The organism is Arcobacter denitrificans (SeqCode), from assembly GCF_048571185.1.
GTDB lineage: Bacteria > Campylobacterota > Campylobacteria > Campylobacterales > Arcobacteraceae > Arcobacter > Arcobacter denitrificans.
In genome coordinates this window covers 1980003-2000414 of the sequence record NZ_CP182350.1, presented here as the reverse complement: position 1 = coordinate 2000414, position 20412 = coordinate 1980003, and the positions used below count along the sequence as shown (strand labels likewise).

The window sequence follows — 20412 nt, the reverse complement described above, 5'->3', positions numbered from 1 at the left end:
CATTCCTAATATCTATATTTTAAATTTTTTTATGCTACTATTTAGATATAATATAATTTACATTATATCCTATAATTTTTGGAGTTTTGATTAATGATTAATAATATTTCAATTTTGAAAAATATTACAATACTATATGCTGAAGATGAAAAATCTCTTAGAGATATTACTCTAAATATTTTAAAGGGTTTTACAAATAAACAGTATGTTGCAGAAAATGGACTTGAGGGGCTAGAGCTTTTTAAAGAACATGAGGAAGAAATCGATTTAATAATTACAGATGTTAATATGCCACAAATGAATGGTCTAGACATGATTAAAGAGATTAAAAAAATAAATTCAAATATTCCAATTATTGTGGCAACAGCTTTCTCAAATACTGAGTATTTACTTGAAGCTATTGATATTGGAGTTGATAAATATATCTTAAAACCAATAGATATGAAAAAACTTTTACAAGTAATGAGTCAATCACTTTTATATCATGAATTAAAAGATTTATATATTGATAAACTAACAAGACTTCCAAACAGAAACAAACTAAAAAAAGATTTAGAATTAACAGCCCAAGATTTGATGGCACTTATCAATATCGATAAGTTTTCAACTATAAATGACCTTTTTGGTGAAGATAATGGTAATAAACTTCTTATAGAATTTTCTATGATAATAAAACAATTTTTCGCATCAGAAGAGTATAGAGTTTATAGAATAGAATCAGATAAGTTTGCAGTTGTGGCAAAAGATTATGCTATGGATATAAAAGATTTTGAAGCACTTTGTGAAAAATTTGCAAATCATATAGAAGAAAATGCTATTTTTATTGAAGAAAATGAGATAGATTTAAATGTAACTATTGGTATTGCATGTGCTGATAACAAGTTAGCTTACAAATATACAGAGCGTGTTATTAACTATGCTAGAAAAAGATTTGAACAAATTTTAGTTTATGATAACTCTTTTAATATTCAAGAATCTTTTGAAGATAATATCAAATGGGTAAAAGAGGTAAAAAAAGGTTTAAAAGAGGGCCTTTTTGTGGCTTTTTATCAACCAATAGTTGATACAAAAACTCAAGAAATATATAAATATGAAGCACTAATTAGATACATAAATGAACAAGGTGAAGTAATTGCTCCAATTAAATTTTTAGATATTGCAAAAAAAGCTAAACTATACTCTTATATCATAGAGATTATGCTTCTAGAAGCAATTGGACTAATAAAAGAACAAGGTAAAAGAGTTGCAGTTAATATCTCTTTTGATGATATAACAAATAATAAAACAACTAAAAAGATTTATGATACATTAGAAGAAAATAAAGACTATACTCACCTTTTAGAGTTTGAGATTTTAGAGTCTGAAGAGATAAATAACTTTGATACTGTTACAACATTTATAGATAAAGTTAAATCTTTAGGTTGTAGTGTTGGAGTTGATGATTTTGGGGCTGGATATTCAAACTTTAACATGCTTACAAACTTAAATATTGATTTTGTTAAGATTGATGGTTCACTTATTAAAAAAATTGACACCTCTAAAAACCAACAAATTATTGTAGAAACAATAGCAGATTTCTCTAGAAAATTTGGATTTAAAACTGTGGCTGAATTTGTCTCATCAGAAGAGATTTACGAAAGAATCAAAGGGTTAGATATTGATTACTGCCAAGGTTACCATTTTGGGAAGCCAGAGGCTAAAGATAAAATCTAACCTATCCAACTCTCATATAACTTAGAATCAAAAAGTTTACTTTTGATTCTAGTAACATTTGCAATTCCTACAAGCTGTTTACTTGCTGTATCTAAGTCATCATTTACTATAAAGTAATCATATTTTTGGAAATACTTTATCTCATATTTTGCATTTTCAACTCTATTATCAATAATATCATCACTATCAGTATTTCTGTTTTGTAATCTCATTTTCAATTCATTTAATGAGGGTGTTGTAATAAAAACAGAAGTAGTTATATCATTGAGTTTTTTTCTTACAATCTCATGCCCTTGTACATCAATATCAAAAATTACAAGTTTTCCTTTTTCTAAAGCTTTTTTAATAGGTTTTAAAGATGTTCCATAATAATTTCCATGTACTTCTGCCCACTCTAAAAAATGTCCAGCTTCAATATCTTCTAAAAAATCTTCTTTTTTAGCAAAAAAGTAATCAATTCCATCTGTTTCTCCAACTCTTGGAGCTCTTGTTGTTGTAGAAATAGAAAAGTAATAATCATCTATGTCTTTGTAGACCTCTTTTAAAAGTGTTGATTTTCCACATCCACTAGGTCCTGAGATTATTAAAATAGCACCTTTTTTTTCATTTATCAATTTATTAGCCTTTGTTCAATGATAATCTTAAATCAATAACATTACCTTGCGACAACCTATCAATTATTGATTGATTGCATTTTGTCAGTAGCGGTCTTAATTCATCTATATTATATTTATTTAGTATAAGCTCATATGGCTCATTGTTATTTAAATCAAATTCATACTCACTCACTTCACCTAAAGCATCATCAATAATTTGTGAAAGATCTTTCCAGTCTGTTTCACTCATCTCAGATTCATCTACAAACTCTTTTTGAAATCTCTCTTGTAAATTATCATCATTTAATATAGAATTGATTTTTCCTAATTCACTTTTATCTAAGATGCCACCATTTTTTAATGCAGCAATTGAAATAATACTTTCATCACCCTCATCTTCAATATCATAAGCAATATCATCGGCCAAGGTCTCAATATAGTCTGAGATTCCTTCAATTTCGTCATCTTCATGAGAAAACTTATTTTTACTATCTCGTTCTTGTTTTGCTTCTTCTTTTACATTTTCTATTTGTTCTAATAAAATAGTATATAAATCATGAGGTAAAAATGGTCTTGAAATTAAAAAGTCTCTTGATTTATCAAAGGGAAGTTCTTCATTTGAAATTGCACCAATTTTTGATGACATTTGTTTAATAATATTAAACTTTTCATCAACCAAATCTTGGTCAACAACTATAAAATCATAATTTTTGCTAATGCTAGTATTATCTTGTACAAACAGTTTTATCTCCAATTTAGTACATATTAAATCAAAAATTTTAACTACCATATTAGTTTTTGTAATCAACAGTAATGTCACTTAATCTCCTGTAATTCCAAATCGACTAGTTTATAAACTTTGTCACATTTAAAAGCAATATCTTCTTCATGTGTAACAAGAACTAATCCAGCATCATTAGACTTTATATATTCAAATAAGGTATTCATCACATCATGTGCAGTATCTTTATCTAAATTTCCTGTTGGTTCATCAGCAAAAATTATTTTTGGTTTTTTTGTTAAAACCCTAGCAATAGATAATCTTTGCTGTTGACCACCACTTAATTCACCAATACCTTGATGTAAAACATGACTTATACCTAGCTTTTCTAAAAGCTTATCATCTATAGTTTCATTACTTAAAAATTGTGCAATTTGCAAATTTTCACTAGCAGTAAATCCTCTAAAAAGATAATGTGCTTGAAATATTATACCAAAATCTCCTCTTCTTATCTTTAAAAGGTTTTTATTTTTTATTGTATAAATATTTTTATTATCAAAAATTACTTCACCTATATTTGGTTTTAATAAAGATGAGATAATGTTTAGTAAAGTAGACTTTCCACTTCCACTTTTTCCAATAATTGCAATTGATTCTTTTTTATTTAACGTGAGGTTTATATTATTAAAAAGTTCATAATCAAACTTATGAGAGATATTTTTAGCATGTAGTATAGGCTGGTCGTTCATTTTTCTCCAGTCTTAAATAAAAAGAGGTAAAAACCTCTTTTTATTAATTTCTTAATAATATTTATTAAGCCATTTGTGCAGCAACTTCTGCTGCAAAATCTTCTTCTTTTTTCTCAACACCTTCACCAAGTTCAAATCTAACATACTCAACGATTTCAATTGACTCATCACAAGCTTTAATAGCTTGCTCAACTGTCATTGAATCATCCATAACGTAAGATTGAGATAATAGTGCATATGTTTTATCTAATTGAGTATTGTCTTCTACAAATCTAGCTAATTGACCTGGAATAATTTTATCCCAGATTTTTTCAGGTTTACCAGAAGCTTTTAACTCAGCTTTCATATCTTCTTCAGCTTTAACTAAAGCTTCATCAGTTAATTGACCTCTTGAAACAAACTCAGGAATTCTTTTTAAAGGTTTACCAAGTCTTACAAGCTCTTCATTTAACTTTTCAATATCAGCGATAATTGCTTTGTTTTCAGATTCAATAAAGTCAGCATCTAAATCTTTATAAGAGATAACTGTTGGTTTCATTGAAGCTGCATGCATAGCAACTTTTTTTAATAATTCTTTAGTTTTTTCTTTTGCTCCATCAGCACAAGTAGCAGCTAATACAACCCCTACTTTTCCTAAGTGAACATAACCATTTACAACACCATTATCAGAAGAAATTGTTACCATTTTTCTAGTTACAATATTTTCACCAATTGTTGCAATTTTACCATTTAAATACTCTTCAAAGTTTACACCATTGATAGTAGTTTTTAATAGTTCTTCTTTTTGTGAACAACCTTCTGCTTGTACATGAGCAGTAACTTCATTTGTTAAACCAATAAATTGGTCATTTTTAGCAACAAAGTCAGTTTGAGAATTGATTTCTGTCATAGTAGCTTTAGTAGAGTCATCATTTACTAAAATAGTAATTAACCCTTCAGCTGCTACATTTCCAGCTTTTTTAGCAGCTTTTGCTAATCCAGATTCTCTTAAATATTTCATTGCTTCATCAATGTTTCCATCACACTCATTCAATGCATTTTTACAATCAAGCATTCCTGCACCAGATTTTTCTCTTAATTCTTTAATTAATTTAGGAGTTGCGCCAGCCATCTTATGCTTCCTTTGTTGTTTCTACTGCTTCTGTTTCAACTTCAGTTTCACCTTCAGCAACTGCTTCTGCAACAACTTCAGCTACTTCTTCAGTAGATACTTCTTCTTCTACTTCTGCAACTTCACCGTTAGCTTCTGCATATGCAGCTTTACCTTCGTTCATTGCAGCAGCCATTTCTTTACAAAATAATTGAATTGATCTGATTGCATCATCATTACCTGGAATTGGCCAATCAACTACATCTGGATCACAGTTAGTATCTAAAGGAGCAACAACAGTAATTCCTAATCTTCTTGCTTCTTGAATAGCAATTTTTTCTTTAACTGCATCAAGTACAAACATCATATCAGGGATTTTATTCATTTCTTTTATACCACCTAGGTATAATTCTAATTTTGCTTCTTTTCTTGAAAGCATTAATGCTTCTTTTTTAGTTAAAAGATCTAGTTGACCTTCTTCTCTCATTTTTTTAATAATTTCTAATTTTCTAATTGATTTTTTAATTGTTCCGTAGTTTGTTAACATCCCACCTAACCATCTATGATTAACGTAAGGCATACCACAAGAGATAGCAGCATCTTTAACCGCTTGACTAGCTTGTTTTTTAGTACCAACAAACATCATTGTTTGACCTTCAGCAGCAGCATCTCTAATAAGAGTATATGTATATCTGAAGTATCTTAACGTTTTTTGTAAATCTATGATATAGATATTCTTTCTTACACCAAAAATATATTTTTTCATTTTTGGATTCCATCTTCTTGTTTGGTGTCCGAAGTGTACACCACATTCTAATAGGTCTTTCATTGTAACCATATTTTTTCCTTGTTTTATGTTTATTTGGGTTTAGCCTCTGTGTCCCTTAATGTCAAGTTAAAATTAACTTGTCACAACCCAGACCAGGATTGACACATGTGAGGTTTCTATAAAATAGAACCGTGATTTTATCTAAGTTACCTTTAATATTTTATTAAATGATTTTCGATAAAATCTTCCTATGATTTAAAAAGGAAATTTTAAATGGATTATTTAGAAAAAGTCAATGAAATAAAAAAAGAGTTATCAAAATCTATTATTGGTCAAGAGAACATGATAGATGCTCTATTAATTGCTCTTTTATGTGATGGACATGTTTTACTTGAAGGTGTTCCAGGACTTGCTAAAACAACGGCTGTAAAAGCCTTATCAAAGTGCTTGAGCCTAAATTTCAAAAGAGTTCAATTTACACCTGACTTGATTCCATCAGATATTATTGGTGCTCAAATATTTAATATGAAAACAGCAGAATTTAGCATAAAAAAAGGTCCTATTTTTACAAATCTTCTTTTAGCAGATGAGATAAATAGAGCCCCTGCAAAAGTTCAATCTGCACTTTTAGAAGTTATGCAAGAAAAACAAATAACTATTGCTGATGAAACTTATTCTTTGGATTTGCCATTTTTAGTACTGGCAACACAAAATCCAATCGAATCTCAAGGTGCTTATGAGTTACCTGAAGCTCAACTTGATAGATTTATGTTTAAGATTTTACTTGATTATAATTCAAAAGAACAAGAGTTTGAAATAGCAAAAAAGGTAACTCTGAACTCTTTTGAAACTCCAAACGTAGTAGCTAGCAATGAAGATTTAGAAAATCTAAAAAAAGAAGTTGTTGATGTTCATATAGATGAAGAGTTAGAGCAATATATTGTAAATCTTATTTTTGCTACAAGAGAACCTGAAAAACATGGTTTAGATGATATTAAAGATTATATTCAATTTGGAGCAAGTCCAAGGGCAACAATAGATATGTTTAAAGCTAGTAAAGCAAAAGCTTTCATAAGAGGTAATAACCACGTTACTCCTATAGATATTGCCTTAGTATTTAAAGATATAGTAAGACATAGAATTGTTTTATCCTATGAAGCACAGGCTATGGATATAAGTAGTGATTATATATTACAAAAAGTACTTCAAAAAGTAGATATTCCATAAATAATGAATAAAAATTTAAAAAAGATTTTAATCAAAACAAAAAAACAAGTCTTTACAGAAATCTCTGGAAATAACAGTTCAAGCCAAAAAGGTGAAGGTTATGATTTTTTAGAATTAAGAGAGTATGAATTTGGAGAGGATATTAAAAATATTGATTGGACTATAAGTGCTAAAATGAATACTCCTTATGTAAAAGTTTTCCATGCACAAAAAGAGCTCAATATTAATATACTTCCATTACTAAGTGGAAGTATGATTTTTGGAACAAAAAAATCAAAGCAAGAGTTAGTAACTGAAATTTGCTCAATCTTAGGATATTCAAGTATCAAACAAGGAGATCCATTCTCTTCATTTGTTATAAATGATACTTTTGAAAATATTACAAAAAAAAGTAAAAAGCTAGCAAGCGTTGCAAATATGTCTCAAAGAGTATTTGATTATAATCCTTTAGGAAAATCAATTAATTATAAACATCTACATGATGATTTATTTAAATTAATAAAAATGAAATCTATACTATTTTTAATAGGAGATTTTATAGAGATATCAAATCTAGATTTAAGAGTCTTATCAAAAAGACATGAGGTATTTGTAATCATTGTTAGAGATATATTTGAAGAAAATCCACAAGAACTAGGAAATAGTAGCTTAGTTGATACAAATAGTGGTCTTAAGTTTGATGGGGTTATTGATAAATCTTCTATTAATAATTACAAAGCATTTATCAAAAAGAATGATCATGCTTTACTAAATCATCTTCAAAAATGTAATGTAAAGTTTACTAAAATATATACCCATGAAGAAGCTATTTCAAAAATTGTAAGTTTGGTGAGCAAATGAATGAATTAAAAATAAATGGAATAAAAGGTTTAGAAAGTATTCCTGATATATCTTTTTATCTTTTTTTACTTTTAATAGTAATTTCTTTAATTCTTATATTTTCTCTTATATATTTATTATATAAGTATTTCAAAAATAGAAATAATCCTAGAAAAAGATATTATAAAGCACTCCAAAATCTAGATTTAAATAATACAAAAAATTCAGCTTATGAAATAACAAAATATGTTAAAAAACTTGCAAAGAGTGATAGAGAAATTAAATTGGCAGAAGAATTGATAAGTGAGTTAGAAGCATATAAATACAAAAAAGATGTAGAAAAGTTTGATAAAAATATATATCAAAAATATGAACTTTTTATGGAAAATGTAGATGTTTGAGAATTTTAGTTTTGAATACCCTTGGCTTTTAGCTCTAATATTTTTATTTATTTTTTGTGATATTTATTGCAAGGCACAAAATCCATCATACTATTTTGTGCATCTTAAAATATTTAAAACATCATCTTCAAATAAAAACACCCTAATTTATATTATTAAGTATTTAGTTATTGTTTTTTCTTTAATTGCCCTTGCTTCACCAATGAAAATCTTAGATAGACAACTTTTAAAAAAAGATGGTATTAATATAATTTTGAACTTAGATACAAGTGGTTCTATGAGAGAGCGAGGCTTTAATAAAGCTAATATAAATCAAAATAGATGGAATGTAGTAAATAATGTTGTACAAGACTTTATTGAACAACGAATTAATGATAACATTGGACTTGTAGTATTTGGAAGTTCAGTATTAACAGCATCACCTCTTAGTTTTGATAAAAACTCACAAAAAGAGATAATTAAGTACATAGATATTGGAATAGTGGGAGAACAAACTGCTATGTTTGATTCTCTTGCTAGTTCTATAAATATATTAAAAAATAAAAAAGCAAAATCAAATATTATAATTTTACTAACAGATGGTGTTGATACTGCAAGTAGAATTCCACTACAGATTGTTAATAAACTTGCAATAAAATACAATATAAAAATATATACCATTGGCATAGGTGAATCAAACAGACAAATTTTAAATTTCATTTCTCAACAAACAGATGCAAAATCATTTGTTGCAAATTCAAAAGAAGATTTAATTGAAGTTTATGATACTATAAATAAATTAGAAAAGTCAGATATAGATGATAATGTTTTACTCTTAAAAGAGTATTTGTTTTTTTACCCGCTATTTATGGGAATAATATTTTTAATTTTCTATATTTACCTAAAAAACAAAGATTAACTTGAATTTTAAAACAATTTAGCTTATAATAATAAAAACTTGAAAAAGAAGATATATGAATAAAGAAGAATTAATTGACTTGTTAAAGAAAAGTTCCCAAGAGAGTTTAAACGAAGCAAGTACAGTTGAAGAAGAGATACCAAAAGAAAAAGTCACTCCAAAAAAAAGCGAGCCTGAAGTTAAAGAGAGTAAAAGTGGCTTTAAGTTTTTTTATATAATTTTAATACTTATAGCAATAATTTCATATTTATTAATTTCGCAAAACCAAAAAGAAAATGCTCAAAAATCAACTCTTATTTTTACAGACTTACCAAAAGAGATTCGATCAAACTATGTTACAAAAGAAGAACTATCAAATAATGTCCAAGCAAAAGAAGATGAAATTAATTTAATAGTAAAACAACTTAAAGAAGAGTTATCAGTACTTAATGAAAAATTTGAATTAGCAAATATTGAAAAAAATGAAATAAGAGTTGATGCACAAAAGAATAGACCTAAAAGATATGATGCAACGGGATGTTACGCAGAGACAGAAGGAACTTTTGAATTTTACGCTTCATGTACAAAAAGAATTAATAAGTTTTTACAAAAAAATAAAAATGCAACTTCATTTCAAATAATTCCAGTAGTTGATATAAAAGATAAAGTTTATATAAAAAATATAATTTCAAATATAAAAGATAAAAAGATTGATAAAAAACCTTTAAAAGATTATTTAATGGAAGGATTATCAAGAAAAAGAGTTTTAGAAGCATCTTGGCATGTAAAAAAACAACTAGGAAAAGAAGCTATTATTACTTATGTAAATTATATTGCAGATACAGCTGATAAAAGAGGTTTTACTATAAGAGCTTATAGATAAGAGTTTACAACCTCTTTATCACTAAAGGCTAACTTTTGGTCATAAATAATCTGATACTCTTCATCACCTTTTCCTAAAACCAAAATTACGCTATTTTCACTATTTAAATCAATAGCTTTTTTTATTGCAAGTTTTCTATTTATCTCAACTTCCACTTTTGATTTATCACTAATACCCCTTAAAATATCTTCAATAATTAAATCAGGGTCTTCAAATCTTGGATTATCACTAGTTACAATAATATGTTTTGCATAGTTTTGTGCAACTTTACCCATAAGTGGGCGTTTATCTTTATCTCTATCTCCACCTGCACCAAATACTACTATGATGTCTTTATGTCCAAAGCTTTCCAATACCTCTTTCATACCATCAGGTGTATGGGCAAAATCAACAATAATATAAGGATTTAAACTAAGAGTTTCCATTCTTCCTGAAACTCCTGCAAAGTTTTCAACTGCTTCGCAAATCTCATTTAAAGGTTTTTTTGTACTCATATGTACAGCTGCAATCGCTGCTGTTAAATTATATACATTAAACAATCCCATCATCATAGAAGTAAAACTCTCTACTTTTTCAAAATTTTGTAGCGCAACATGCATGCCATCTTTAAAAGAGTAAGCTTGAACTTTATAAGTTGAAGGTTCATCAAGTCCATAAGTCAAGCAATTTTTAGGATTAAACTTAGCTTTTTTTTCATCTTTGTTAATTAACTTTTTACTCTCATCACTAAAAAAAGAGTTTTTTACATTTATATACTCTTCTATAGTTTTGTGATAATCAAGATGGTCTCTTGTAATATTTGTAAGAATTTTAAGCTCAAAAATTAAACCCTCTACCCTTTTTTGCTCAATTGCATGGGAACTAACTTCCATAACAAAAAAATCACAATGATTTTCAATAGCCTTTTGAACATGGGCAAAATTTCCAAGTTGAACAGGAGTAGTTAAAGAGTACTCTTCAACTCTTTGTTCATTGATAAAAAAGCCCCTTGTTCCTTGAAGAGCAACTTTATAACCTAAGTCTAAAAGTATAGAATAAATAGCAGCAGCAGTTGTAGTCTTACCATTTGTTCCTGTTATTCCTATGATTTTTATAGATGAAAAATCACAATGATTTATCAAATCTTCTGATTTAATAAACTCTTTACATCCATTTTTTTTAGCATCTTGTATAAATTTTTCATTTTGTTTTGAGTAAACAAAAGCAGAATTTTCATCTGCTTGTTTTGAGTTATCTGTGTAAGTTTTGTTATTTATGACTAGTTGCAAGTTTTTTTTCTTCTAGCATTTTATAAAGCTCTTCAATTTTTGAATCATATGCAAAATATTCATTAAAGCCTTCTAGGTATGAATAAGCCGTTGTATTAAAATCATTTTCTATTAGTTTTGTTACAAAATCAAAAAAATCATCTTTTGAGTCTATTGCAACCTTTGTAGAAAACATTATATCCTCAAAGGCAACTCTAAAAGAACCTCTTGATTGGATTAAAAGTTTAAAATCATCATATTTAATTGCATCCAAAGAATCAACCGTTGAATTAGTTAAATCTTTTAAGATATCCATCATCTTATCAATATCACCGTCATAGGCATCTATTACATTGTGTACATAAGCAATTGCTTCTTCTATGTTTTTCTCTTTTGCAACTGTAAAATAATCAAATAAAGATAAAGCTTTATCAACGTCTTCACTTGCCACATCACAAAAAAGTGCATAAATTGGGTACTCTTTATTATATTTAAAAACTGATGTTAATTGAGCATAAATAAACATAGCTTTATCAAATTCTTTATTTAAAAAATAGCTATTTGCATCATTTAATAATTTTTTCTCATTTATCATTATAGCTCCTCTAATCGATCTTCCATCCCTGCCTCTACATTTATTATAATCAAATCAGGATGAATAGCCGCTTTTAATTCTTTTTCAACTACATATTTTAAGGTACTTCCACTGGCACTACAGCCAACACAAGCACCTTGAAGTTGAACATAGACTTTCCCATCTTTAATATCTAATAATGACATAGCTCCACCATCTTGTGCAAGCATTGGAGCTATTTTATTATCAATGATATTTTTTACAACTGGAAGTAAATCTTCATCACTAAATGGCATCATTTAAAAACCTTTTATTTTTCTATTCTACTCTTTACAAAAAATATTCCAATAGCTGTAAAAGCTAGTATTACTCCTATTGTAATAAATATTGTAGAGAGGGTAACTTCTTGTTCAAACATAAATGTTAACCTAGAACTTCATCACATCTAGAACAAAGTTTCTCTTCACTTTGTGATTTAAATTTCCAACATCTAGGACATTTAGCATTTTTTGCTTTGTATGCTTCAAAAACAATTCCATCCATTTCAAAACTTACTAATGCAGACTCTTGTTTTGAATCTAAAATCGCACTCACTAAGAACCAATCTTCAGCTTCAATAGCAGGTAAGGAAAGAACTTCATTAGAATTTGTATAAATATCAAGCTCCAATGTAGATTTTATTATTTTATCTTTCTTTAGTTTATCAACTGATTCAGAAAACTTCTCTTTAACTTTTATTAAATTTTCTTCGTTAAGCTTACTTTCAACTTCAGGTAAATCAAATTTAACTAAATCAAATACATCATTTACATCATCTTTTAATATTTTAGGTGAGTGTTCTAATAACTCATCTACAGTATAAGTAAGGATTGGTGCTAATACTAATAATAGTTTTTTAGCAATCAATGCCATTGCACTTTGAGCAGAAGTTCTATGAATATCATTTTTATTATCACAGTATAATCTATCTTTACAAATATCTAAATATACTCCTGATAAATCCACAACTAAAAAGTTATTTAATTTATTTAATCCTTTTGAAAATTCATAAATTTTAAACGCAGCATCAATTTCATCAAAAACTTTTTTTGCTTTATTTATAATCCATTTATCTAAAATACCAAAATCTTTTACATCTACTAATGTTTCCAAATCATTAATATTTGCTAATAAAAACCTTGCTGTATTTCTTATCTTTCTATACTGTTCAGCCATCTGTTTTAAGATATTATCAGAAATCTTTAAATCACTTTGATAATCACTCATAGCAACCCAAAGTCTTAATATTTCACTTCCGTATTGTTTTAAAACTTTGTCAGGGGCAACAACGTTACCTTTAGACTTAGACATCTTTTCACCCTTTTCATCAACGGTAAAACCATGTGTTAAAATTGATTTATAAGGGGCAATCTCACTTGAAGCCAATGTTGTTAAAAGAGAAGATTGGAACCAACCTCTATGTTGATCACTTCCTTCTAGATACATATCAGCTGGAAAACTTCCTGCATCATAATTTCTAGATCTTAAAACTGCATTTTGAGTAGAACCTGAATCAAACCAAACATCTAAAATATCTGTTGTTTTTTCTAAATCAGAAGCATCAAGTCCACTTCCTGGATATAACAGTTCACTTATGTCTAAATCATACCAAGCATCACAACCTTTTTGTTCGAAAATCATAGCTGTATAGTTTAATACCTTTTCATCAAAAATAATCTCATCAGTCTTTTTATTTCTAAAAAATGCAATTGGTACTCCCCAATCTCGCTGTCGAGAGATACACCAATCAGGACGACCATCAAGCATAGACTTTAATCTATTTCTTCCCCATTCAGGATAAAAAGTTAAATCTTCTACAACTTTAAGAGCATTTTCTCTTAAAGTTTTATTCTCTTTTCCATACTTATCATCAATAGAGATAAACCACTGTTTTGTTGCTCTAAAAATAATAGGTGTATGTGTTCTCCAACAGTGTGGATATGAGTGTCTTATATCTACTCTTTGTAAAAGTGCTGTTCCTAACTCTTCAAGTATTAATTCATTTGCTTTAAATACATTTAAGCCTAAATATTTTTCAGTATCTCTAAATAGTTTTTCTCTGATAATTGTTTCATCATATTTTCCAAAAGCATCTACTGGCATAATAACATCAAGCTTATATCTAAGCCCTACTTTATAATCATCTTCACCATGTCCAGGTGCTGTATGAACAGCTCCTGAACCACTATCCATCATAACATGTTCACCTAAAATAATTTTAGACTTTCTATCATTTAAAGGATTTATTGCAAATGTATTTTCTAAATCATTTGGATTTATAGTATCAACAACTTCACCAGAGATTACTTCATTTTCAACTAATGAATTATATAATTTTTTTGCAACTATAAATTTATCACTTGTTAATACATACTCTTCTTCACCATTCAATGAAATACCTGTATTTGCAGGAAGTGTCCATGGAGTTGTTGTCCAGATAATTACACTTGCATCCATAGTTTCATGTTTAAATGCTACATAAATAGAAGGTGATGTTTTATCTTCATACTCAACTTCTGCTTCAGCAAGTGCAGTTTGAGCAGCCCATGACCAATATACTGGCTTAGAACGCTGAACAAGAAGTCCTTGTTTTGCGATAGCACAAAGCTCTCTATAAATATTTGCTTCAAATTTAAAGTCCATTGTCAAATAAGGTTTATCCCAATCAGCAACAATACCTAACTCTTTAAATTCACCTCTTTGAATATCTACAAATCTAGTTGCATGGTCACGACAAAGTTGTCTTAACTTAGACTTTGGAAGTTCTTTTTTCTTTGTACTTCCTATTTTCTCTTCAACTTTTTGTTCAATTGGTAAACCATGACAATCCCAACCTGGAACGTATCTAATTGATTTTCCATCAAAATAGTGAAACTTATTAATTATATCTTTTAATATTTTATTTAACGCATGACCGATGTGAATATGTCCATTTGCATATGGAGGACCATCATGCAATGTAAAAGTTGGTGCACCAACTCTATTTTTTTTCATTCTGTCATAAACTTTTGCTTCATCCCACTTTTTATATTTTATTGGTTCTTTTTGTGGAAGATTTCCTCTCATTGGAAAATCTGTTTTTGGAAGTAATATACTCTCTTTGTAATCCATATTATAATTACCTTATTTCTTAAAATTGGGTGATTATAGCTAAAGATAATTTAATATAAAGTTATCATCAAAATTTGTATATAAATAATTTACTAAATGGATTATATTATAAAAGCATCTATGTACAATAACTGTACATAGTTTGCCTTTATATAACAATATTAACCTTTTTTTGTTTCTAATGTACACATTTTAGACAAATTATTATCTATATTATGTTACTAAATAGAATAATTTTTCACATCTGAATAAATTTACTTTACATTATAGAGAATCTTTTTGTTAAGTATGATATGATTTTGCTATATTTTATTATGGGGAATTGAACATGAATAATAAGCATTATGACATATTAGTTGTAGGTGGTGGAATTTCAGGTGCTGCTACATTCTATGAATTTGCAAAATATACAAATATCAAAAGTATTTGTATGCTTGAAAAATATGAAAGTTTAGCAACTCTAAACTCAAAAGGGACTAGTAACTCGCAGACTATACATGTAGGTGATATTGAAACTAACTATACGTTAGATAAAGCAAAAATCACTAAAAGAACAGCAAAAATGATAGAGAAATTTTGTCTTCAATATAATTTGCAAGACAAAGTTATGTTCAAACATCAAAAGATGGCTTTAGGTGTTGGAGATAAAGAGGTTGAGTTTATTAAGAATAGATATAACGAATTCAAGGAACTTTTTCCATATTTAGAGCTTTGGGACAAAGAACAATTAAAAGAGTTAGAGCCCTTATTAGTTTATGCTGATAAAGATAAGAAAGTAGAAAGACCAGAACCAATTGTTGCAATGGGTGCAAGGGATGAATATACAACTGTTGATTTTGGTGCTATGACTCAAGAATTAGCAAAAGCTGGACAAAAAGCAGACCCAGAAAAAATCACAGATATTTATTATAATTCAGAAGCTGAATATATTGAAAAAATTGGTGATAAATTTAAAGTAAGTACAATGGATGGTTCTGTATATACAGCTGATTTTGTTATTGTAAATGCTGGTGCTCATTCTTTATACTTAGCTCATAAAATGGGTTATGGTAAAGATATGGGTTCTTTATCTATGGCAGGAAGCTTTTATATTACAAATAATAAATACTTAAATGGAAAAGTTTATATGGTACAAAATCCAAAACTTCCATTTGCTGCACTTCATGGAGACCCTGATATTTTATGTGATGGAAAGACTAGATTTGGACCAACTGCACTTGCACTATTAGTACTTGAAAGATATAAAGGTGGAAAATCACTATTCCAATGTCTAAAAACTATGAATTTTGATGGAAATATTATGAAAATCATGTGGGATTTAATTAAAGATAGTGAAATTAGAAACTATGTGTTTAAAAACTTCTTATTTGAAGTTCCAGGAATCAATAAGGGCTTATTTGTAAAAGATGCTAAAAAAATTGTTCCTTCTTTAACTCCAGATGATTTAGAGTATGCAAAAGGCTTTGGTGGGGTAAGACCACAAGTTTTAAATAAAACAGAAAAGAAATTAATGCTTGGGGAAGCTTCTATCAATCCAGGTAATGGGATTATATTTAACATGACTCCAAGTCCAGGGGCAACTTCTTGTTTAGGTAATGCAGAACGAGATATAAGATATATAGTTGACTTTTTAAACCTAGAATTTGATGAGAAACAATTCTTAGCCGATTTAACTGAATAATATTAGTTATTAAGATATTTAAAAGAGTATGAGTTTTTCTCATACTCTTTTTTTTTACCAAGAAGAACTCGTTCTTCCCTTTAGGGTTTCTCAAAGAGAGTGCAAGCAGAAGGTTTCTTTAGTTGGAATTTACTTCCAACGATAAAAGAAGTCATAAAATTAATGTCCCTTTTTAAATGGGACATTTAAAAAGGAATTAAAATGTTTGATGATATATTTAATGATAAAGAGATGATTGAGATGCAAAAATTACTTTTTAAACATAATAAATCAATCACATGTGCAGAATCTTGTACAGGAGGATTAGTTGCCTCTTTAATAACAAAAATATCAGGTTCATCAAATATTTTTAATGGAAGCATAATTTCCTATTCAAATAATATAAAAAATCAAGAGTTAAATGTATCAAATAAAACCTTAGAAAATTTTGGAGCAGTTTCAAAGCAAACTGTTAAGGAAATGTTAAGTGGAGTTCTAAAGAAATTTGATGCAGATTATGCAATAGCAATTTCAGGAGTTGCAGGACCAAATGGTGGAACAAAAAACAAACCTGTAGGTTGCGTAGTTATCGGTTTTATGGACTCTTTAGGGCATCAAGATATAGATATTTTTCACTTTTTTGGTACTAGGGAAGAAATACAAATTCAAGCTGCAAAAAGCTCTTTGAAAAAAATTTCAAAATTTTTGCAAAAAACCCTTGACAAATAAGGTAAAATTTCTTATAATTCCACTCCATTTTAATTAAGACGACCTGTTAGCTCAGCTGGTAGAGCATCTCCCTTTTAAGGAGGTGGCCAATGGTTCGAATCCATTACGGGTCACCATTAATTAAAATGCTTTAATCTTCGTAATTAATTTGCAAAGTATTATAAAACGATTGGCCCCTTCATCTAGCGGTTAGGATCTTGGATTTTCATTCCAATCACAGGAGTTCGAGTCTCCTAGGGGTCACCAATCGGTCGATTAGCTCAGTTGGTAGAGCGCTACCCTTACAAGGTAGATGTCATAAGTTCGAGTCTTATATCGACCACCATTTTTAAAGTGTTATAAATAAATAGTGCGGCTGTAGTTTAGTTGGTTAGAATGCCTGCCTGTCACGCAGGAGGTCGAGGGTTCGAGTCCCTTCAGCCGCGCCACTTTTTATGACCCGTTAGCTCAGCTGGTAGAGCATCTCCCTTTTAAGGAGGTGGCCAATGGTTCGAATCCATTACGGGTCACCAGTTTTGAGATAAAATTTTTTATATTTACGATTGGCCCCTTCATCTAGCGGTTAGGATCTTGGATTTTCATTCCAATCACAGGAGTTCGAGTCTCCTAGGGGTCACCAATCGGTCGATTAGCTCAGTTGGTAGAGCGCTACCCTTACAAGGTAGATGTCATAAGTTCGAGTCTTATATCGACCACCATTTTTAAATAATAGTGCGGCTGTAGTTTAGTTGGTTAGAATGCCTGCCTGTCACGCAGGAGGTCGAGGGTTCGAGTCCCTTCAGCCGCGCCACTATTTATTCTTCCATATAATCATATTATCATCTTATTTTTGCTATCCTATTTTTTTAAAACTAGGAACTACATATGATTAAAGCAAAATCTCTTTATCACCTTATTCTTTACAGTATTACGTTTATTGTTATTCTTATCTCTTTTTTTACATTTATAATAATTGAAAATGCCTTTGATGATTTTCAAGAAAAGATTGAAATAATTAAAAGTGACTATGCCAATAAACAAAAAGATGCAATTAGAAATGAAATAGAAAAAACTATTAGCTTGATACATTTTTATAATAATAAATATAAAAACAAAAAATCTACAAAACAAATACAAAAAGAGATACTAGAGATAATAGAGAGTACTAGAGATAAGAAATCAATGGATAACTATCTTTTTATCTATGATTTTTCAGGAACTTCAATTTATAACCCAATATCAAAACATTATGAGGGGAAAAATCTATTTACATATAAAGACAAAACAGGTAAACAAGTAATTAAAGAGTTAATTACTATTTCAAAAGACAATGCAGGTGGATATGTTGAATATTTGTGGCTAAAACCTAAAGAGAATGAAGAGGTACAAAAAATCTCTTATGCCTTATCTTATAAGCCATGGAAGTGGACAATTGGTACAGGTGCATATTTAAATGAAATAAATAAAGTCGTAACTCAAAAAGAGCTTGAATATGATGAAAAGATATCAAACTACATTCTTCAAATTTTATCACTTACAATTATGTTAGTTTTATACTCAATTTTTATTTATAAAAATGCAACTATTCTTATTGTAAATGATGTTAAAGCCATAGGAAAATACTTTAAAGACTCCCAAGACGATGATACCCCAATAAACCAAAATAAAATTATCTTTGGAGAGTTTAAAGTAATCGCAAATTATGCTTATGATGCCATGCATAATATAAAAGATAAAAATAATATGTTAAGTGACTTAAATGCCCATCTTGAAACTACAGTAGCAAGACAAACAAAAGAGTTAACACAGTTAATTGAAAAACAAAAAAAGTTCTTAAAAAACTCTGTACATGAAATAAATACTCCCCTATCTATTATTCAAACAAACCTTGATTTATATAAAATGAGTAATTCAACAAATAAATATATTAGAAATATAGAAAGTGGAGCAAAAACTATTCAATATATATTTGATGACTTGTCCTTTATGATTAAAAAAGATCGAGTTAGTTATGAAAAAGAAGTTTTTAATTTCTCAGAATATTTAAAAGATAGATTAGAGTTCTTTGATGACATATCAACTGCAAACTCACTGTTTTTTGTTACAAATATCCAAGATCCTATTTTTATAAATTTTAATAAAACATTATTACAAAGAATATTAGATAATAACATTTCAAATGCAATAAAATACTCATTTAAAGACTCACCAATTTATGTAAAATTGTTAAAAGATGATTTAGGAATAATTTTTGAAGTAAAAACAAACTCTAAAAAGATAGAACATAAAAATAGAATTTTTAATGACTTCTATAGAGAAAATGATGCAAGGGGAGGCTTTGGATTGGGACTTAGAATCGTAAAAGAGATATGTGATAAAAATAACGTTATAATTAACTTAGATTCTACAGACGAGAATACAAAATTTACATATAGGTTTACAAAAGATGAAAATACTGCTTCTTGAAGATGAAATGATGTTAAATAATGCAATCAGTGAATATTTATCTGGCATTGGACATTTAGTTACAAGTTTTACAGATGGGCAAGATGTATTAGATAATGTTGATATCTCATATGACTTACTAATTTTAGATGTAAATGTACCAACAGTAAATGGCTTTGATGTTTTAGCTACTTTAAATAAACAAAATACTTTTATTCCTACTATATTTATAACAGCCCTTATAGATATAGAAGATATAACTAGAGCATATAACTTAGGCTGTAGAGAATATATCAAAAAACCTTTTCACTTAGAAGAACTTGGAATAAAGATAAATCAAATATTAAAAAAAGATAAACAATCAACTTCTCATATGAAACTATCAGAGAATTATTCATATTCAAAAACAGAAAAAGTTTTATACTTCAATAACGAAGCACAAAACTTAACAAAAAAACAGTTAGAGATTATACATATACTTGCACTGAATATAAATATGATAGTTGATTTTGAGCGATTTAGAGTTGATGTTTGGGATGCAGAAGATATAGATAATCCTACAATTAGAGCAGAAATCTCTAGACTAAAAAAAACATTAAAAGAAGATTTTATCAAAAATATTAGAGGATTGGGATATAAAGTAGAAAGATACTACTCTTCATAAAGTACCATTTTATGGTACCTTTTTTTATAAAATACATAAAATTTACATAAATTTCAAAATTTCTTCATAAAATCATTCGATTGCTACCCTTTTGCTATTTACCATTATTACAATTACAT

The 20412-nt window shown here is 28.4% G+C and carries 19 protein-coding genes and 8 tRNA genes; 18 read left to right on the top strand and 9 right to left on the bottom strand.

What is annotated here, in order from left to right:
• The first annotated feature begins 93 nt into the window (after nt 1-93).
• A complete protein-coding gene (locus ACNI28_RS10070; RefSeq protein WP_419764119.1) occupies nt 94-1713 on the top strand; it encodes a two-component system response regulator in 1620 nt (539 codons plus the stop codon).
• Here ACNI28_RS10070 and gmk read toward each other — a convergent pair.
• The 5 genes from gmk to rpsB all read right to left on the bottom strand — a co-directional run bounded on the left by gmk (nt 1710) and on the right by rpsB (nt 5707).
• Nucleotides 1710-2324: a guanylate kinase gene (gene gmk / locus ACNI28_RS10065; protein ID WP_419766466.1), complete on the bottom strand. Its 615-nt coding sequence runs from the start codon at nt 2322-2324 to the stop codon at nt 1710-1712. The two genes, ACNI28_RS10070 and gmk, sit on opposite strands and share 4 nt — an antisense overlap.
• Before the next feature lie 7 nt (nt 2325-2331).
• Nucleotides 2332-3129, bottom strand: a complete 798-nt coding sequence (locus ACNI28_RS10060; RefSeq protein WP_419764118.1) for a hypothetical protein — start codon at nt 3127-3129, stop codon at nt 2332-2334.
• The gene (locus ACNI28_RS10055; protein WP_419764117.1) at nt 3126-3779 is read right to left on the bottom strand and encodes an ABC transporter ATP-binding protein; all 654 of its coding nucleotides are present in this window, start codon (nt 3777-3779) and stop codon (nt 3126-3128) included. The genes ACNI28_RS10060 and ACNI28_RS10055 overlap by 4 nt, the downstream gene beginning before the upstream one ends.
• Before the next feature lie 64 nt (nt 3780-3843).
• The gene (tsf, locus tag ACNI28_RS10050; RefSeq protein WP_419764116.1) at nt 3844-4890 is read right to left on the bottom strand and encodes a translation elongation factor Ts; all 1047 of its coding nucleotides are present in this window, start codon (nt 4888-4890) and stop codon (nt 3844-3846) included.
• 1 nt (nt 4891) lies between these two features.
• Nucleotides 4892-5707: a 30S ribosomal protein S2 gene (gene rpsB / locus ACNI28_RS10045; RefSeq protein WP_419764115.1), complete on the bottom strand. Its 816-nt coding sequence runs from the start codon at nt 5705-5707 to the stop codon at nt 4892-4894.
• A 204-nt stretch (nt 5708-5911) separates the two neighbouring features.
• Here rpsB and ACNI28_RS10040 point away from each other — a divergent pair, with 204 nt between their 5' ends.
• From ACNI28_RS10040 to ACNI28_RS10020, 5 genes are read left to right on the top strand one after another with little or no spacing between them, the layout of a single operon-like run.
• A complete protein-coding gene (locus tag ACNI28_RS10040) occupies nt 5912-6865 on the top strand; it encodes an AAA family ATPase (protein WP_419764114.1) in 954 nt (317 codons plus the stop codon).
• A gap of 3 nt (nt 6866-6868) precedes the next feature.
• Nucleotides 6869-7705, top strand: a complete 837-nt coding sequence (locus ACNI28_RS10035) for a DUF58 domain-containing protein (protein ID WP_419764113.1) — start codon at nt 6869-6871, stop codon at nt 7703-7705.
• On the top strand, nt 7702-8085 hold the full coding sequence (locus tag ACNI28_RS10030; protein WP_419764112.1) for a hypothetical protein: 384 nt from the start codon (nt 7702-7704) through the stop codon (nt 8083-8085). Before ACNI28_RS10035 ends, ACNI28_RS10030 begins: the two co-directional genes overlap by 4 nt.
• Complete coding sequence (locus tag ACNI28_RS10025; protein ID WP_419764111.1) at nt 8078-8983, top strand: VWA domain-containing protein; 906 nt, start codon at nt 8078-8080, stop codon at nt 8981-8983. The genes ACNI28_RS10030 and ACNI28_RS10025 overlap by 8 nt, the downstream gene beginning before the upstream one ends.
• Before the next feature lie 55 nt (nt 8984-9038).
• Nucleotides 9039-9845 (top strand): hypothetical protein, encoded by an 807-nt coding sequence (locus tag ACNI28_RS10020; RefSeq protein ID WP_419764110.1) that lies wholly within the window; start codon nt 9039-9041, stop codon nt 9843-9845.
• Here the strand turns inward: ACNI28_RS10020 and ACNI28_RS10015 are convergent.
• From ACNI28_RS10015 to ileS, 4 genes are all read right to left on the bottom strand, one after another.
• A complete protein-coding gene (locus tag ACNI28_RS10015; RefSeq protein ID WP_419764109.1) occupies nt 9836-11113 on the bottom strand; it encodes a UDP-N-acetylmuramoyl-L-alanyl-D-glutamate--2,6-diaminopimelate ligase in 1278 nt (425 codons plus the stop codon). The genes ACNI28_RS10020 and ACNI28_RS10015 overlap by 10 nt on opposite strands.
• Entirely contained in the window at nt 11094-11687 is a 594-nt protein-coding gene (locus ACNI28_RS10010; RefSeq protein ID WP_419764108.1) for a hypothetical protein, read from the bottom strand. The genes ACNI28_RS10015 and ACNI28_RS10010 overlap by 20 nt, the downstream gene beginning before the upstream one ends.
• A complete protein-coding gene (locus ACNI28_RS10005; RefSeq protein WP_419764107.1) occupies nt 11687-11965 on the bottom strand; it encodes a NifU family protein in 279 nt (92 codons plus the stop codon). Before ACNI28_RS10005 ends, ACNI28_RS10010 begins: the two co-directional genes overlap by 1 nt.
• A gap of 124 nt (nt 11966-12089) precedes the next feature.
• Nucleotides 12090-14816 carry an isoleucine--tRNA ligase gene (gene ileS / locus ACNI28_RS10000; protein WP_419764106.1) on the bottom strand — a complete coding sequence of 909 codons (2727 nt, stop codon included), beginning with the start codon at nt 14814-14816 and terminating at the stop codon, nt 12090-12092.
• A gap of 328 nt (nt 14817-15144) precedes the next feature.
• On the opposite strand from ileS, the gene ACNI28_RS09995 reads away from it, so the two are divergent.
• From ACNI28_RS09995 to ACNI28_RS09940, 12 genes are all read left to right on the top strand, one after another.
• Complete coding sequence (locus ACNI28_RS09995) at nt 15145-16497, top strand: FAD-dependent oxidoreductase (protein ID WP_419764105.1); 1353 nt, start codon at nt 15145-15147, stop codon at nt 16495-16497.
• 201 nt (nt 16498-16698) lie between these two features.
• Nucleotides 16699-17205 (top strand): CinA family protein, encoded by a 507-nt coding sequence (locus ACNI28_RS09990; RefSeq protein ID WP_419764104.1) that lies wholly within the window; start codon nt 16699-16701, stop codon nt 17203-17205.
• Nucleotides 17206-17245: 40 nt separating this feature from the next.
• Nucleotides 17246-17321 (top strand) — tRNA-Lys (locus ACNI28_RS09985).
• 55 nt (nt 17322-17376) lie between these two features.
• Nucleotides 17377-17451, top strand: a tRNA-Glu gene (locus ACNI28_RS09980).
• A gap of 3 nt (nt 17452-17454) precedes the next feature.
• Nucleotides 17455-17530 (top strand) — tRNA-Val (locus ACNI28_RS09975).
• Between the two features lie 26 nt (nt 17531-17556).
• A tRNA-Asp gene (locus ACNI28_RS09970) sits at nt 17557-17633 on the top strand.
• Between the two features lie 8 nt (nt 17634-17641).
• Nucleotides 17642-17717 (top strand) — tRNA-Lys (locus ACNI28_RS09965).
• A gap of 32 nt (nt 17718-17749) precedes the next feature.
• Nucleotides 17750-17824: transfer RNA gene (locus ACNI28_RS09960), tRNA-Glu, on the top strand.
• A 3-nt stretch (nt 17825-17827) separates the two neighbouring features.
• Nucleotides 17828-17903, top strand: a tRNA-Val gene (locus ACNI28_RS09955).
• Nucleotides 17904-17918: 15 nt separating this feature from the next.
• Nucleotides 17919-17995, top strand: a tRNA-Asp gene (locus ACNI28_RS09950).
• 74 nt (nt 17996-18069) lie between these two features.
• Complete coding sequence (locus tag ACNI28_RS09945) at nt 18070-19650, top strand: sensor histidine kinase (protein ID WP_419764103.1); 1581 nt, start codon at nt 18070-18072, stop codon at nt 19648-19650.
• The gene (locus tag ACNI28_RS09940; protein WP_419764102.1) at nt 19631-20293 is read left to right on the top strand and encodes a response regulator transcription factor; all 663 of its coding nucleotides are present in this window, start codon (nt 19631-19633) and stop codon (nt 20291-20293) included. Before ACNI28_RS09945 ends, ACNI28_RS09940 begins: the two co-directional genes overlap by 20 nt.
• Nucleotides 20294-20412 lie beyond the last annotated feature (119 nt).

Bases quoted from the DNA above. Each gene is read 5' to 3' on its own strand.
- ACNI28_RS10010 (WP_419764108.1), bottom strand. From the start codon at position 11,687: ATGATAAATGAGAAAAAATTATTAAATGATGCAAATAGCTATTTTTTA.
- tsf (WP_419764116.1), bottom strand. From the start codon at position 4,890: ATGGCTGGCGCAACTCCTAAATTAATTAAAGAATTAAGAGAAAAATCT.
- ACNI28_RS10040 (WP_419764114.1), top strand. From the start codon at position 5,912: ATGGATTATTTAGAAAAAGTCAATGAAATAAAAAAAGAGTTATCAAAA.
- ileS (WP_419764106.1), bottom strand. From the start codon at position 14,816: ATGGATTACAAAGAGAGTATATTACTTCCAAAAACAGATTTTCCAATG.
- ACNI28_RS09990 (WP_419764104.1), top strand. From the start codon at position 16,699: ATGTTTGATGATATATTTAATGATAAAGAGATGATTGAGATGCAAAAA.
- ACNI28_RS09995 (WP_419764105.1), top strand. From the start codon at position 15,145: ATGAATAATAAGCATTATGACATATTAGTTGTAGGTGGTGGAATTTCA.
- ACNI28_RS10005 (WP_419764107.1), bottom strand. From the start codon at position 11,965: ATGATGCCATTTAGTGATGAAGATTTACTTCCAGTTGTAAAAAATATC.
- rpsB (WP_419764115.1), bottom strand. From the start codon at position 5,707: ATGGTTACAATGAAAGACCTATTAGAATGTGGTGTACACTTCGGACAC.
- ACNI28_RS10030 (WP_419764112.1), top strand. From the start codon at position 7,702: ATGAATGAATTAAAAATAAATGGAATAAAAGGTTTAGAAAGTATTCCT.
- ACNI28_RS10020 (WP_419764110.1), top strand. From the start codon at position 9,039: ATGAATAAAGAAGAATTAATTGACTTGTTAAAGAAAAGTTCCCAAGAG.
- ACNI28_RS10035 (WP_419764113.1), top strand. From the start codon at position 6,869: ATGAATAAAAATTTAAAAAAGATTTTAATCAAAACAAAAAAACAAGTC.
- ACNI28_RS10055 (WP_419764117.1), bottom strand. From the start codon at position 3,779: ATGAACGACCAGCCTATACTACATGCTAAAAATATCTCTCATAAGTTT.
- ACNI28_RS09940 (WP_419764102.1), top strand. From the start codon at position 19,631: ATGAAAATACTGCTTCTTGAAGATGAAATGATGTTAAATAATGCAATC.
- ACNI28_RS10025 (WP_419764111.1), top strand. From the start codon at position 8,078: ATGTTTGAGAATTTTAGTTTTGAATACCCTTGGCTTTTAGCTCTAATA.
- ACNI28_RS10070 (WP_419764119.1), top strand. From the start codon at position 94: ATGATTAATAATATTTCAATTTTGAAAAATATTACAATACTATATGCT.
- ACNI28_RS09945 (WP_419764103.1), top strand. From the start codon at position 18,070: ATGATTAAAGCAAAATCTCTTTATCACCTTATTCTTTACAGTATTACG.